Below are 13399 nucleotides of genomic sequence, written 5' to 3'. Positions count from 1 at the left end.
AGGGCAATTTCGCAAGCACCCGGTTTTTTTTGTTTCAGTAACCCGCGATTATGGCGGGAGGTGTACCCATGAAATTCGTCGATGAAGTATCGATTTCTGTAAAGGCCGGCGATGGTGGCAACGGCATGATGAGCTTCCGTCGTGAGAAGTTCATCGAGAACGGTGGCCCCAACGGTGGCGATGGTGGCGATGGCGGCTCGATCTATATCGAGGCCATGGCCAACCTCAATACCCTGGTGGACTACCGCTACACCCGCCGCTTCCAGGCGCCCAATGGTGAAAAGGGCGGCAGCACCGACTGCACCGGCGCCAAGGGTGAAGACCTGATCCTGCCGGTGCCGATCGGCACCACGGTGATCGATGCCGGTACCCAGGAAGTGATTGGCGACCTGACCAAGGCCGGGCAGCGCCTGATGGTGGCCCAGGGCGGCTGGCATGGGTTGGGTAACACCCGCTTCAAGTCCAGCACCAACCGGGCGCCGCGCCAGACCACGCCGGGCAAGCCGGGTGAGGCGCGTGACCTCAAGCTGGAGTTGAAGGTGCTGGCGGATGTCGGCTTGCTCGGCCTGCCGAACGCGGGCAAGAGCACCTTCATTCGCTCGGTGTCGGCGGCCAAGCCGAAGGTCGCCGATTACCCGTTCACCACCCTGGTGCCGAACCTGGGCGTGGTCAGCGTCGACCGCTACAAGAGTTTCGTGGTCGCCGACATTCCCGGCTTGATCGAAGGTGCCTCCGAGGGCGCCGGGCTGGGGATTCGCTTCCTCAAGCACCTGGCGCGTACGCGCCTGCTGTTGCACCTGGTCGACATGGCGCCGCTGGACCTGACCGATCCGGCCGAAGCCGCGGCCACCATCGTCGCCGAGCTGACCAAGTTCAGCCCGGCGCTGGCCGAGCGTGAGCGCTGGCTGGTGCTCAACAAGGCCGACCAGATCCTCGATGAGGAGAAGGAGCAGCGGGTCGCCGAGATCGTCGCGCGGCTGGAGTGGGAAGGCCCGGTCTACGTGGTCTCCGCCCTGGCGCGCGAAGGTACCGAGCAGCTGTGCTACGACATCATGGACTTCCTCGAGGCACGTGCCGAGCGCATTCAGGAGAACCCTGAGTACGCCGCCGAGCTTGCCGAACTCGACCAGCGCATCGAAGATGAGGCGCGTGCCCAGCTGCAGGCGCTGGACGACAAGCGTGCGCTGCGTCGTTCCGGGGTGCGGGCTGTCGGTGAGGTCGACGAGGACGACAGCTTCTGGGACGAGGAAGATGACGAGGACGGCCCGGAGATCATTTACGTCCGGGATTGATGGGACGACAGACGCCGCTTTTTAGCGGCGTTTTTGTAGGTTTGGCCGTTGCCGCCGGTAGCGGCTTGCGAAAATGTGCTTCTGGCTGGGGTTGGAAAACATGCGTGACAAGGTAAGTGGTGCGCAGCGCTGGGTGGTGAAGATCGGCAGTGCCTTGCTGACCGCCGATGGCAAGGGCCTGGATCGCGGCGCCATGGCGGTGTGGGTCGAGCAGATGGTGGCGCTGCGGGCGCAGGGCGTCGAGCTGGTGCTGGTGTCCTCCGGTGCGGTGGCGGCGGGGATGAGTCGCCTCGGCTGGACGGCGCGGCCGAGCGCCATCCACGAGCTGCAGGCCGCCGCCGCGATCGGTCAGATGGGTCTGGTGCAGGCCTGGGAGTCGAGTTTCGGCGAGCATGGTCGACGCACTGCGCAGATCCTGCTGACCCATGACGACCTGTCCGACCGCAAGCGCTACCTCAATGCGCGCAGCACCCTGCGCACCCTGATCGAGCTGGACGTGGTGCCGGTGATCAACGAGAACGACACCGTGGTCACCGACGGCATCCGTTTCGGTGACAACGACACCCTGGCCGCGCTGGTGGCCAACCTGGTGGAAGCCGATCTGCTGGTGATCCTCACCGACCGCGACGGCATGTTCGATGCCGACCCGCGCAACAATCCGGATGCTCAGCTGATCCACGAGGCGCGTGCCGACGATCCGGCCCTGGACGCCGTGGCCGGTGGCGTCGGTGGTGCGCTGGGCCGTGGCGGCATGCAGACCAAGCTGCGCGCCGCGCGCCTGGCCGCCCGTTCCGGGGCGCACACGGTGATCGTCGGTGGCGCCATCGAGCAGGTGCTGGCGCGTCTCAAGGCCGGCGAGCTGCTCGGCACCCTGCTGGTGCCCGAGCGCGGCATGCTGGCGGCGCGCAAGCAGTGGCTGGCCGGGCACCTGCAGACTCGCGGCACCCTGGTGCTGGACGACGGCGCGGTCAAGGCCCTGGTCTCCGACCGCAAGAGCCTGTTGCCGGTCGGCGTCAAGGCCGTGCAGGGCAGCTTCCGCCGTGGCGAGATGGTGGTCTGCGTGGCGCCGGATGGTCGGGAAATCGCCCGCGGCCTGGTCAACTACAGTGCCCTGGAAGCGCAGAAGATCATCGGTCGCCCGTCGGACGAGATCGAGCGCCTGCTCGGCTATGTCGATGAGCCGGAGCTGGTGCACCGCGACAATCTGATTCTGGTCTAGTTGGGAGGTGGCGATGCGTAAGCTTCTGTTGGTGGCGGCGGCGTTGATGGCGCTGCCGCTTGGCGCCGTGGCCGAGGAGGTCGGCCAGGTCTCCACGGTATTCAAATGGCTGGGGCCGAACGACAAGATCGTCGTCGAGGCCTTCGACGATCCGAAGGTGGCGGGCGTGACCTGCTACCTGTCACGGGCCAAGACCGGTGGCGTGAAAGGCGGCCTGGGCCTGGCCGAGGATCGCGCCGAAGCCTCGATCGCCTGCCGTCAGGTGGGGCCGATCAGTTTTTCCGGCGAGCTCAAGGATGGCGATGAAGTCTTCCGCGAGCGCACCTCGCTGGTGTTCAAGACCATGCAGGTGGTGCGCTTCTTCGATCAGAAGCGCAACACCCTGGTGTACCTGGTCTACAGCGACCGCATCATCGAAGGCAGCCCGCAGAATGCGGTGACTGCCATCCCGATCCTGCCATGGCCGCACACTAACTGAGCCGGCGACGTTCGCCGCCTTTGCTCAGATCTTGAAGCGCGTCACCAGTGCGTTGAGGTCCACCGCCAGGCGCGACAGCTCCTGGCTGGAGGAGCTGGTCTGGTTGGCACCGGCGGAGGTCTGCATGGACAGGTCGCGGATGTTCACCAGGTTGCGGTCGACCTCTCTGGCCACCTGAGCCTGCTCTTCCGAAGCACTGGCGATCACCTGGTTGCGTTCGTTGATCATCGCGATGGCTTCGGTGATCTGCTCCAGCGCCTGGCCAGCGGCCTTGGCGACCTCGAGTGTCGAGCGCGCGCGCTGGTTGCTGTTCTGCATGGCGGTAACGGTTTTCTCGGTACCGCTCTGAATGCCGCCAATCATCCCCTCGATTTCCTGGGTCGACTGCTGGGTGCGGTGTGCCAGTGCACGCACTTCATCGGCCACCACGGCAAAGCCGCGGCCGGCTTCCCCGGCACGCGCCGCTTCGATGGCGGCGTTGAGTGCGAGCAGGTTGGTCTGGTCGGCAATCGAGCGGATCACGTCGAGTACCTTGCTGATCTCGTGGATCTGTTCGGCCAGTTTTTCCACTTCGCCCGATGTGTCGGTCACGTCGCGGGTCAGCTGGCTGATCGACTCGACCGTTTCGCGTACCTGTTCGCGGCCGCGCAGGGCGGTGTTGTTGGATTCCCTGGAGGCTTGCGAGGTGCTTACCGCGTTGCGCGCCACTTCTTCCACGGCGGCGGTCATCTGGTTCACGGCTGTGGCGGCCTGTTCGATCTCGTTGTTCTGCTGGTGCAGGCCGCGAGTGGAGTCCTCGGTGACGGCATGCAGTTCTTCGGAGGCAGAGGCGAGCTGGCTGGAGGAGTCGGCGATGCTCTGGATCGCCCCGTGCAGGTTCTTCTGCATGGTCTGCAGGGCGCTCATCAGCCGTGCGGGCTCGTCGCTACCGCTGACCTGAATGCGTTGGGTCAGGTCGCCGGAGGCGATGACGTCGGCAACATTCAGGGCTTCGCCCAGCGGTCGCACGATGCTGCGTGTCAGCAGCAGGGCGAGCACGATGGTGATCGCCAGGCTGATGGCCAGGGTGACGATGACCATTGTCACGGCGCTGTTGAAGGTGGTCTGGCTGACATCGGTCGATTGCTTGGCGCCAGCGTTGTTGAAGTTCGCGATCTGAATGACGGCGTTTTCCAGGTCGTCGGCAAGGTCGACCAGCGGTCCGTTGACCAGGCGTTCGGCGTCGTCGGTTTTGTTGTTGCGGACCGCGCTCATCACCTGTTGTTGCACGGCGGAATACTTGTCATAGACAACGCGCAAATGGTCGAACAGTTTCTGCTCGGCCTGGCCGCTGATCAGCCGGGCATAGGCCTCGAATTGGCCGGGCAAGGCCTGGGTGATGCCGTCGATGGCGGTCATCGTGCTCTGTCGGTCGCTGTCATCGGTCAGCAGCACCGTGCGCAGCGTGAGTGCGCGTAGGCGGGCGGTGCTGTTGGTGAGTCCCTCTGCGGCAAGCAGCGAGGGCAGCCAGTTGTCGCTCAATTCGCCCGATGCGTCGTCCATGCGATTCATCTGCGACAGTGAGAAACCCCCGAGCCCGAGGATGATCGCTGCCAGCAGCGCGAATGCCAGGCTGGCGCGTTTGCCAATGTCCAATCCTCTCAGCCACATGACGGAATTCCTCTCTTTATTCCGCGCGAGTGCGGCGGATCAGTCGGGATATCGGCCGCTTCGCTTGGCGCTTGAATCGCTCGACGGGCATGGCACTTTCTAGCAGGCAATAAAAAACCGACCCTAAGGTCGGTTTTTCATGAAGCGGGACGCTTAAGCAGCAGCTTGGCTGAGTGCTTTGACGTGACCGTTCAGGCGGCTCTTGTGACGAGCGGCCTTGTTCTTGTGGATGATGCCTTTGTCGGCCATGCGGTCGATAACAGGCACAGCCAGAACGTAAGCAGCTTGTGCTTTCTCGTGGTCTTTGGCGTCGATCGCCTTGACTACGTTCTTGATGTAGGTACGAACCATGGAGCGCAGGCTGGCGTTATGGCTACGACGCTTCTCAGCCTGTTTTGCGCGTTTTTTGGCAGAAGGTGTATTGGCCACCGTCAAGCTCCTCGAAAACTAAGGGGTTACAGACAAATAAGGCCGCGAATCATGCAGGCGAGCGAAGCACTTGTCAAGGTCGAACCTCTGTCAGTCGTCGCGGGGCGTCCTGCAAGAAAGGATGCTTTATCGAGCCGGCGATTCTACACTTCCGGCCCGCACTTGCGACACCGCACCTTCGTGCAATGTCGGGGTCTGTTGCTGGCGCGTGACGCGCGCCGCGCCTGGTCATGTAATCGCCGATTGAGCATCTCTGCCGAATGAATCTTCTCAAGTCGCTGGCTGCGGTCAGCTCCATCACCATGTTGTCGCGGGTTCTGGGCTTCGTGCGCGACACCATCATGGCCCGGATCTTCGGTGCGGGTATCGCCTCGGATGCCTTCGTGGTGGCCTTCAAACTGCCCAACCTGCTGCGCCGCATCTTTGCCGAGGGGGCGTTCTCCCAGGCCTTCGTACCGATCCTGGCGGAGTACAAGACGCAGAAGGGTGAGGAGGCGACCCGCACCTTCGTCGCCTATGTGGCTGGCCAACTGACGCTGATCCTCGCCCTGGTGACCCTGCTCGGCGTGCTCGCTGCGCCCTGGATCGTCTGGGCCTCGGCGCCGGGTTTCAGTGACAACCCCGAGCGCTTCGAGCTGACCAGCGATCTGTTGCGGGTGACCTTTCCTTATATTCTGCTGATCTCCCTGTCGTCCTTCGCCAGCGCGCTGCTCAATACCTGGAACCGCTTTGCGGTGCCGGCGTTCGTGCCGACGCTGCTCAACGTCAGCATGATCATCTTCGCGCTGTTCCTGACCCCGTACTTCGACCCGCCGATCATGGCCATGGGCTGGGCGGTGCTGGTCGGCGGCCTGCTGCAGTTGCTCTACCAGCTGCCGCACCTGCGCAAGATCGGCCTGCTGGTGCTGCCGCGCCTCAACCTGCGCGACAGTGGCGTATGGCGCGTGCTGCGGCAGATGGGCCCGGCGATCCTCGGCGTGTCGGTGGCGCAGATATCGCTGATCATCAACACCATCTTCGCCTCCTTCCTGGTCGCCGGCTCGGTGTCGTGGATGTATTACGCCGACCGCCTGATGGAGTTGCCGTCCGGCGTGCTGGGCGTAGCCCTGGGCACCATCCTGCTGCCGTCGCTGGCCAAGACCCACGCCGCCGAGGATCCCGCGGCCTACTCGAAGCTGCTCGATTGGGGCCTGCGCCTGTGTATCCTGCTGGCGCTGCCCTGTGCGCTGGCGCTGGCGCTGCTGTCCGAGCCGCTGGTGGTGGCGCTGTTCCAGTACGGCAACTTCACCGCCCATGACGCCGAGATGACCCAGCGCGCCTTGCTGGCCTACTCGCTGGGGCTGCTGGGCATGCTCTTGATCAAGGTGCTGGCACCTGCCTTCTATGCGCGGCAGGACATCCGCACGCCGGTGCGCATCGCCATGTTCACGCTGCTCATGACCCAGCTGATGAACGTGCTGTTCATCTTCGTCATCCCCCTGGCCCATGCCGGCCTGGCCTTGGCCATCGGCCTGGCGGCGTGCCTGAATGCCGGCCTGCTGTTCTGGAAATTGCGCCAGCGCGGCTTCTATCAGCCGCAGCCGGGCTGGGCGATGTTCGCCAGCAAGCTGCTGGCGGCGGTGCTGGTGATGGTGGTGGTGCTGGTCGGCATGCTCTGGCTGATGCCGGCCTGGAGCGACGGCAACATGCTGGCCCGCCTGCTGCGCCTGGGGGCGCTGGTGGCCGCCGGTGCGTTGAGCTATTTCGCCGTGCTGGGCATCCTCGGTTTTCGTCTGCGCGACTTCTCCCGGCGCTCGATTGCCTGACAGCGGTATGGCACCGGCCAAATGAGCGCGCCGTATCCGCTACCCGGTACCAGCCGCTGTGCGTATAATTGGCCACTTTGTGAGCAAGAAGCGCGTTATGCAGCTGGTTCGAGGCCTTCATAATCTGCGGCCCCAGCATCGGGGCTGTGTCGCCACCATCGGTAATTTCGACGGCGTTCACCGTGGCCACCAGGCAATTCTGGCGCGTTTGCGTGAGCGCGCGGCAGAGCTGGGTGTGCCGAGCTGCGTGGTGCTGTTCGAGCCGCAGCCGCGTGAATATTTCGATCCCAAGGGCGCACCGGCGCGTCTGAGCCGGCTGCGTGACAAGCTCGCCCTGCTGGCCGCCGAGGGCGTTGACCGGGTGCTGTGCCTGCCCTTCAACCCACGCCTGCGTGAACTCAGCGCTGCCGAGTTCGTGCAGCGTGCGCTGATCGACGGCCTGGGTGTTCGGCATCTGGAAGTAGGCGACGATTTCCGCTTCGGTTGCGACCGCGCCGGCGACTTCGCCTTTCTGGCCCAGGCCGCGCAGCGTGAAGGCTTCAGCGTCGAAGCGGCCAAGACCGTGGAGATCGACGGGCAGCGGGTCAGCAGCACGCGGGTCCGTGAGGCCCTGGCCAACGGTGATTTTGCCGGCGCCGAGCGCATGCTGGGCCGCCCGTTTGGTATCGTCGGGCGGGTGCTGCATGGCCAGAAGCTCGGGCGTCAGCTGAATGCGCCAACCGCCAACGTGCAGCTCAAGCGCAAACGTGTACCGCTGACCGGGGTGTACCTGGTCAGCGTCGAAATAGACGGCCAGCCATGGCCCGGGGTCGCCAATATCGGCGTGCGCCCCAGCGTGGCTGGTGACGGCAGCGCCCACCTCGAGGTGCACCTGCTGGATTTTGCCGGTGACCTGTATGGCCGGCGTTTGACGGTGGCTTTCCACCACAAGCTGCGTGATGAGCAGCGTTTCGCCTCGCTCGAGGCATTGAAGACGGCCATTGCGGCCGACATTGCCGCTGCCCGCGACCACTGGCAGCGCCAACCGCTGATGAAGAGCCCGACATGACCGATTACAAAGCCACGCTGAACCTGCCCGATACTCCCTTCCCGATGAAGGCTGGCCTGCCGCAACGCGAGCCGCAGACCCTGCAGCGCTGGATTGATATTGGTCTGTACGAAAAACTGCGCAAGGCTGGCGAAGGCCGCCCGAAGTTCGTGCTGCACGACGGCCCGCCCTATGCCAACGGCAGCATCCACATCGGTCACGCGCTGAACAAGATCCTCAAGGACATCATCACCCGTTCCAAGACCCTGGCCGGCTATGACGCGCCGTACGTGCCGGGTTGGGACTGCCACGGCCTGCCGATCGAGCACAAGGTCGAGACCACCTTCGGCAAGAACCAGCCGGCCGACCTGACCCGCGAGCGCTGCCGCACCTATGCGGCCGAGCAGGTCGAGGAACAGAAGGCCAATTTCATCCGCCTCGGTGTGCTGGGCGACTGGAACAACCCCTACCTGACGATGAACTTCGCCAACGAGGCCGGCGAGATCCGCGCCCTGGCGGAAATGGTCAAGAACGGCTTCGTGTTCAAAGGCCTCAAGCCGGTCAACTTCTGCTTCGACTGCGGCTCGGCCCTGGCCGAGGCCGAGGTCGAGTACCAGGACAAGAAATCCGAAGCCATCGACGTGGCTTTCCCGGTGGCGGACGCCGACAAGCTGGCCGCCGCCTTTGGCCTGGCCAGCCTGGGCAAGCCAGCCGCCATCGTCATCTGGACCACCACGCCCTGGACCATCCCGGCCAACCAGGCACTGAACGTGCACCCGGAATTCACCTACGCCCTGGTGGACGTGGGCGACCGCCTGCTGCTGCTCGCCGAGGAAATGGTCGAGAGCTGCCTGCAGCGCTTCGGCCTCGAAGGCCAGGTGGTTGCCAGCGCCGAAGGCTCGGCGCTGGAGCTGATCAACTTCCGCCACCCGCTGTACGAGCGTCTGTCGCCGATCTACTTGGCCGAGTACGTCGAGCTGGGTGCCGGCACCGGTATCGTCCACTCCGCGCCGGCCTACGGTGAGGACGACTTCCGTACCTGCAAGGCGTACGGCATGAGCAACGACGAGATTCTCAACCCGGTGCAGAGCAATGGCGTGTATGCCGACTCTCTGCCGCTGTTCGGCGGCCAGTTCATCTGGAAGGCCACGTCGGCGATCATCGCCAAGCTCGAAGAAGTGGGTGCGCTGCTCAAGCACGTCACCATCAGCCACAGCTACATGCACTGCTGGCGCCACAAGACCCCGCTGATCTACCGCGCCACCGCACAGTGGTTCGTCGGCATGGATACCAAGCCGAAGGAGGGCGGCACCCTGCGTGAGCGCTCCCTGGCCGCCATCGAAGACACCAAGTTCGTCCCGGCCTGGGGCCAGGCGCGCCTGCACAGCATGATCGCCGGGCGCCCGGACTGGTGCATCTCGCGTCAGCGCAACTGGGGCGTGCCGATCCCGTTCTTTACCCATAAAGAGAGTGGCGAGCTGCACCCGCGCACCGTCGAGCTGATGGAAGAGGTCGCCAAGCGCGTCGAGCAGCAAGGCATCGAAGCCTGGTTCAAGCTGGACGCCGCCGAGCTGCTGGGTGCAGAGGCCGAGCAGTACGACAAGAGCCGCGACACCCTGGACGTGTGGTTCGACTCCGGCACCACCCACTGGCACGTGCTGCGCGGCTCCCACGCCGAACTGGCGCATGCCAAGGGTCCGGCTGCCGACCTCTACCTGGAAGGCTCCGACCAGCACCGCGGCTGGTTCCACTCCTCGTTGCTGACCGGCTGCGCCATCGACGGCCACGCGCCGTACAAGGAACTGCTGACCCACGGTTTCACCGTCGACGAGCAGGGCCGCAAGCAGTCCAAGTCCCTCGGCAACGTGGTCGCACCGCAGAAGGTCATCGACAGCATGGGCGCCGACATCCTGCGCCTGTGGGTGGCCTCCACCGACTATTCCGGCGAGATGGCGGTTTCCGACCAGATCCTGCAGCGCAGTGCCGACGCCTACCGGCGCATCCGCAACACCGCGCGTTTCATGCTGGCCAACCTCAATGGCTTCAACCCGGCCACCGACCTGTTGCCGGCCGAGCAGATGCTCGATCTGGACCGCTGGGCGGTCGACGCCACCGCGCGCCTGCAGGACGAGCTGACCGAGGCCTACGGCGAATACCGCTTCTGGAACGTGTATTCCAAGGTGCACAACTTCTGCGTGCAGGAGCTGGGCGGCTTCTACCTGGACATCATCAAGGACCGCCAGTACACCACCGCGCCGGACAGCATCGCCCGTCGTTCCTGCCAGAGCGCGTTGTTCCACATCTGCGAGGCGCTGGTGCGCTGGGTCGCGCCGATCCTGTCGTTCACCGCCGAGGAAATCTGGCAGTTCCTGCCGGGCGAGCGCGCCGAGTCGGTGATGCTGGCCACCTGGTACGAGAACCTGGCCCGCCTGCCGCAAGGCGCCGAGCTGGACAACGCCTATTGGCAGCGCGTCATGGCGGTCAAGGGCGCGGTCAACAAGGAGCTGGAAAACCTGCGCGCAACCAAGGCCATTGGTGCCAGCCTGCAGGCCGAAGTCACCCTGTTCGGTGACGACGCCCTGCGCAGCGACCTGGCCAGGCTCGGCGACGAACTGCGCTTCGCGCTGATCACCTCGGCCGCTGCCACTGCACCGCTGGCCGACGCGCCAGCCGATGCGGTGGTCACCGAGGTCGAAGGCCTGAAGCTGAAGATAGTCAAGTCCGCCCACGCCAAGTGCGGCCGTTGCTGGCACCTGCGTGCCGATGTCGGCACTCATGCCGAGCATCCGGAGCTGTGCAGCCGCTGCATCAGCAACATCGAAGGCTCGGGCGAGGTACGCCACCATGCGTAAGGCTTTCGCCCGCTGCGCGGGGATGCATTCATGAGCGCACGTTTCGGCAAACTCGGCTGGGTATGGCTCAGCGTCGTGGTGTTCGTGATCGATCAGATCACCAAGTTCTGGTTCGACAACAACCTGCAGATGTACGAGCGCATCACCGTCATCCCCCAGGTGCTGGACTGGACCCTGGCCTACAACACCGGCGCGGCCTTCAGCTTTCTGGCCGGTGCGTCCGGCTGGCAGCGCTGGCTGTTCACCCTGATCGCCGTGGTGGTCAGTGTGGTGCTGGTGGTCTGGCTCAAGCGCCTCAAACCCGACGAAACCTGGCTGGCCGTTGGCCTGGCCCTGGTGCTCGGCGGCGCCCTGGGCAACCTGGTGGACCGGGTGATCTTCGGCCACGTGGTCGATTTCATCCTGGTGCACTGGCAGAGCAGCTGGTATTTCCCGGCCTTCAATATCGCCGACAGCGCGATCACCGTCGGCGCAATACTGCTGGCGCTGGACATGTTCAAGAGCAAGAAGCCCGAAGAAGAGGTGGCACGTGACTGATGTACGTATCGGCCCGGATCGGCAGGTGACCCTGCACTTCGCGCTGAAGCTGGATAACGGCGATGTGGTCGACAGCACTTTCGACAAGCAGCCGGCGACCTTCAAGGTCGGCGACGGCAACCTGCTGCCGGGCTTCGAGGCCGCGCTCTACGGCTTCAAGGCCGGCGACAAGCGCAGCCTGAGCGTGCAGCCCGAGCAGGGCTTCGGCCAGCACAACCCGCAGAACGTGCAGGTGATGCCGCGCTCGCAGTTTCAGGACATGGAGCTGTCGGAAGGGCTGCTGGTGATCTTCAACGACGCCGCCAATACCGAGCTGCCGGGTGTGGTCAAAGCGTTCGATGACGCCCAGGTGACCATCGACTTCAATCACCCGCTGGCCGGCAAGACGCTGACCTTCGACGTCGAGATCATTGAGGTCAAAGCCGTCTAGGCAGTGTAGGATGAATGCCTTGTCGCCCGCTAACACGGAGGCCGCACCATGAGCGTAAAGCGTTCCCCCATCGTGTCGGAGTTCGAGACCCAGGCATTGGCGGACAGCCACGACGGTTGGTTCCGCCGCAAGGTCGAGGAGTCTCTTGCAGACGCTCGCGGTGTGGTTGCTCATGATCAGGTGATGGCCGATGTCGAAGCCATCATTAGCGAAGCAGAGGCACGGCGGCGGAGTGACGATTGATGCTGCCCATCGTCTGGCGCGCCACTGCCAGGGACGATCTCTTGCAGATCATTCGCTACATCGCCAATGAAGACCCCCTGGCTGCCAGGCAATTGAAGGAACGTCTGGAGTCGGCAGTGCTGCCATTGGCCGAGCATCCCTACCTATACCGCTTTGGTCGGGTGCCCGGAACACGTGAACTCATTGCTCATCCAAACTACATTCTGGTTTACCGAGTAGCCGCTGACGCTGTGGAAGTGGTGAATGTTCTTCATGCTCGCCAACAGTACCCTTGAGGCCCTGTTCGGCGCCGCGTAATCGAGACAACCATCATGCATATCAAACTCGCCAATCCCCGCGGTTTCTGCGCCGGTGTCGACCGCGCCATCGAGATCGTCAACCGCGCCCTCGAGGTGTTCGGCCCGCCGATCTACGTGCGCCATGAAGTGGTGCACAACAAGTTCGTGGTCGAGGACCTGCGCTCGCGCGGGGCGATCTTCGTCGAAGAACTCGACCAGGTGCCCGATGACGTGATCGTCATCTTCAGCGCCCACGGCGTGTCCCAGGCGGTGCGCAACGAGGCCACCAATCGTGGCCTGAAGGTATTCGACGCCACCTGCCCGCTGGTCACCAAGGTGCACCTGGAAGTGGTGCGCTACAGCCGCGATGGCCGCGAGTGCATCCTTATTGGCCATGCAGGCCACCCGGAAGTCGAAGGCACCATGGGCCAGTACGACGCCAGCAATGGCGGCGCCATCTACCTGGTCGAAGACGAAGAGGATGTCGCCAGGCTGCAGGTGCGCGACCCCGACAACCTGGCCTTCGTGACCCAGACCACGTTGTCGATGGACGACACCAGCAAGGTCATCGATGCCCTGCGCGCACGCTTCCCCAACATCGGCGGGCCGCGCAAGGACGATATCTGCTACGCCACCCAGAACCGCCAGGATGCGGTCAAGCAACTGGCCGACGAGTGCGACGTGCTGCTGGTGGTCGGCAGCCCCAACAGCTCCAACTCCAACCGCCTGCGCGAGCTGGCCGAGCGCATGGGCACCCCGGCCTACCTGATCGACGGCGCCGAGGATCTCAAGCGCGAGTGGTTCGACGGCGCCAAGGGCATCGGCATCACCGCCGGCGCTTCGGCCCCGGAAGTGCTGGTACGCGGGGTGATCGATCAGCTCGGCGAGTGGGGCGCGAGCAACGTCCAGGAGCTCGACGGCCGCCCGGAGAACGTGACCTTCTCCATGCCCAAGGAGCTGCGGCTCAAAGCGGTGTAGGGTTTGCCGTTGCACACGAAGCCAGGGCAGTTGCCCTGGCTTTTTCATGGGCGTGGTGTGGCGACGGGGCTACAGGCCGGGCGGTCTTGGCGCGAGCGAAACGTCTGGGATGCCCATGATTTGCTTGCCGTCGGCCGCTGGGGGCAGGCTATGATCAGCGACCAGAACCGGACTGCCGATC

General features: G+C 64.4%; 13 protein-coding genes and 1 pseudogene. 11 read left to right on the top strand and 3 right to left on the bottom strand.

Annotated features, from left to right (window positions below):
- Positions 1-68 precede the first annotated feature (68 nt).
- From cgtA to QYS36_RS17465, 3 genes are all read left to right on the top strand, one after another.
- On the top strand, positions 69-1292 hold the full coding sequence (gene cgtA / locus QYS36_RS17475; protein WP_308840694.1) for an Obg family GTPase CgtA: 1224 nt from the start codon (positions 69-71) through the stop codon (positions 1290-1292).
- 100 nt (positions 1293-1392) lie between these two features.
- Positions 1393-2511 (top strand): glutamate 5-kinase, encoded by a 1119-nt coding sequence (proB, locus tag QYS36_RS17470; protein ID WP_308840693.1) that lies wholly within the window; start codon positions 1393-1395, stop codon positions 2509-2511.
- A 13-nt stretch (positions 2512-2524) separates the two neighbouring features.
- On the top strand, positions 2525-2989 hold the full coding sequence (locus QYS36_RS17465) for a CreA family protein (RefSeq protein ID WP_308840692.1): 465 nt from the start codon (positions 2525-2527) through the stop codon (positions 2987-2989).
- Positions 2990-3013: 24 nt separating this feature from the next.
- On the opposite strand, the gene QYS36_RS24040 is transcribed toward QYS36_RS17465, so the two are convergent.
- The 3 genes and pseudogenes from QYS36_RS24040 to rpsT all read right to left on the bottom strand — a co-directional run bounded on the left by QYS36_RS24040 (position 3014) and on the right by rpsT (position 5068).
- Positions 3014-4069, bottom strand: coding sequence for a methyl-accepting chemotaxis protein (locus tag QYS36_RS24040; protein ID WP_374990469.1), 1056 nt, complete (start codon positions 4067-4069; stop codon positions 3014-3016).
- Positions 4070-4099: 30 nt separating this feature from the next.
- Positions 4100-4639 (bottom strand): annotated as a pseudogene (locus tag QYS36_RS24035) (MCP four helix bundle domain-containing protein); the annotation flags it as partial.
- Positions 4640-4792: 153 nt separating this feature from the next.
- Positions 4793-5068, bottom strand: coding sequence for a 30S ribosomal protein S20 (gene rpsT / locus QYS36_RS17455; protein ID WP_042556309.1), 276 nt, complete (start codon positions 5066-5068; stop codon positions 4793-4795).
- Positions 5069-5328: 260 nt separating this feature from the next.
- Between rpsT and murJ the strand changes: the two genes are divergently transcribed.
- The 8 genes from murJ (at position 5329) to ispH (ending at position 13218) form a co-directional block, all read left to right on the top strand.
- Positions 5329-6873: a murein biosynthesis integral membrane protein MurJ gene (gene murJ, locus QYS36_RS17450; RefSeq protein ID WP_308840690.1), complete on the top strand. Its 1545-nt coding sequence runs from the start codon at positions 5329-5331 to the stop codon at positions 6871-6873.
- A 97-nt stretch (positions 6874-6970) separates the two neighbouring features.
- Positions 6971-7921 carry a bifunctional riboflavin kinase/FAD synthetase gene (gene ribF, locus QYS36_RS17445; RefSeq protein WP_308840689.1) on the top strand — a complete coding sequence of 317 codons (951 nt, stop codon included), beginning with the start codon at positions 6971-6973 and terminating at the stop codon, positions 7919-7921.
- Positions 7918-10752: an isoleucine--tRNA ligase gene (gene ileS / locus QYS36_RS17440; RefSeq protein ID WP_308840688.1), complete on the top strand. Its 2835-nt coding sequence runs from the start codon at positions 7918-7920 to the stop codon at positions 10750-10752. Before ribF ends, ileS begins: the two co-directional genes overlap by 4 nt.
- Positions 10753-10782: 30 nt before the next feature.
- A complete protein-coding gene (lspA, locus tag QYS36_RS17435; RefSeq protein WP_308840687.1) occupies positions 10783-11289 on the top strand; it encodes a signal peptidase II in 507 nt (168 codons plus the stop codon).
- Positions 11282-11719, top strand: a complete 438-nt coding sequence (gene fkpB / locus QYS36_RS17430) for an FKBP-type peptidyl-prolyl cis-trans isomerase (RefSeq protein WP_111463889.1) — start codon at positions 11282-11284, stop codon at positions 11717-11719. The genes lspA and fkpB overlap by 8 nt, the downstream gene beginning before the upstream one ends.
- Positions 11720-11767: 48 nt before the next feature.
- Positions 11768-11962: a stability determinant gene (locus QYS36_RS17425; protein WP_308840686.1), complete on the top strand. Its 195-nt coding sequence runs from the start codon at positions 11768-11770 to the stop codon at positions 11960-11962.
- Positions 11962-12237 carry a type II toxin-antitoxin system RelE/ParE family toxin gene (locus QYS36_RS17420; RefSeq protein ID WP_308840685.1) on the top strand — a complete coding sequence of 92 codons (276 nt, stop codon included), beginning with the start codon at positions 11962-11964 and terminating at the stop codon, positions 12235-12237. The genes QYS36_RS17425 and QYS36_RS17420 overlap by 1 nt, the downstream gene beginning before the upstream one ends.
- 36 nt (positions 12238-12273) lie before the next feature.
- Positions 12274-13218: a 4-hydroxy-3-methylbut-2-enyl diphosphate reductase gene (gene ispH, locus QYS36_RS17415; protein ID WP_308840684.1), complete on the top strand. Its 945-nt coding sequence runs from the start codon at positions 12274-12276 to the stop codon at positions 13216-13218.
- The last annotated feature ends 181 nt before the right edge of the window (positions 13219-13399 follow it).

This window comes from Pseudomonas sp. G34, assembly GCF_031119625.1.
Lineage (GTDB): Bacteria > Pseudomonadota > Gammaproteobacteria > Pseudomonadales > Pseudomonadaceae > Aquipseudomonas.
The sequence above is the reverse complement of the archived record's forward strand: the minus strand, read 5'-3'. Positions and strand labels throughout refer to the sequence as shown.

Bases quoted from the DNA above. Each gene is read 5' to 3' on its own strand.
- ribF (WP_308840689.1), top strand. From the start codon at position 6,971: ATGCAGCTGGTTCGAGGCCTTCATAATCTGCGGCCCCAGCATCGGGGC.
- QYS36_RS24040 (WP_374990469.1), bottom strand. From the start codon at position 4,069: ATGGTCATCGTCACCCTGGCCATCAGCCTGGCGATCACCATCGTGCTC.
- QYS36_RS17465 (WP_308840692.1), top strand. From the start codon at position 2,525: ATGCGTAAGCTTCTGTTGGTGGCGGCGGCGTTGATGGCGCTGCCGCTT.
- cgtA (WP_308840694.1), top strand. From the start codon at position 69: ATGAAATTCGTCGATGAAGTATCGATTTCTGTAAAGGCCGGCGATGGT.
- proB (WP_308840693.1), top strand. From the start codon at position 1,393: ATGCGTGACAAGGTAAGTGGTGCGCAGCGCTGGGTGGTGAAGATCGGC.
- QYS36_RS17425 (WP_308840686.1), top strand. From the start codon at position 11,768: ATGAGCGTAAAGCGTTCCCCCATCGTGTCGGAGTTCGAGACCCAGGCA.
- ileS (WP_308840688.1), top strand. From the start codon at position 7,918: ATGACCGATTACAAAGCCACGCTGAACCTGCCCGATACTCCCTTCCCG.
- lspA (WP_308840687.1), top strand. From the start codon at position 10,783: ATGAGCGCACGTTTCGGCAAACTCGGCTGGGTATGGCTCAGCGTCGTG.
- ispH (WP_308840684.1), top strand. From the start codon at position 12,274: ATGCATATCAAACTCGCCAATCCCCGCGGTTTCTGCGCCGGTGTCGAC.
- QYS36_RS17420 (WP_308840685.1), top strand. From the start codon at position 11,962: ATGCTGCCCATCGTCTGGCGCGCCACTGCCAGGGACGATCTCTTGCAG.
- murJ (WP_308840690.1), top strand. From the start codon at position 5,329: ATGAATCTTCTCAAGTCGCTGGCTGCGGTCAGCTCCATCACCATGTTG.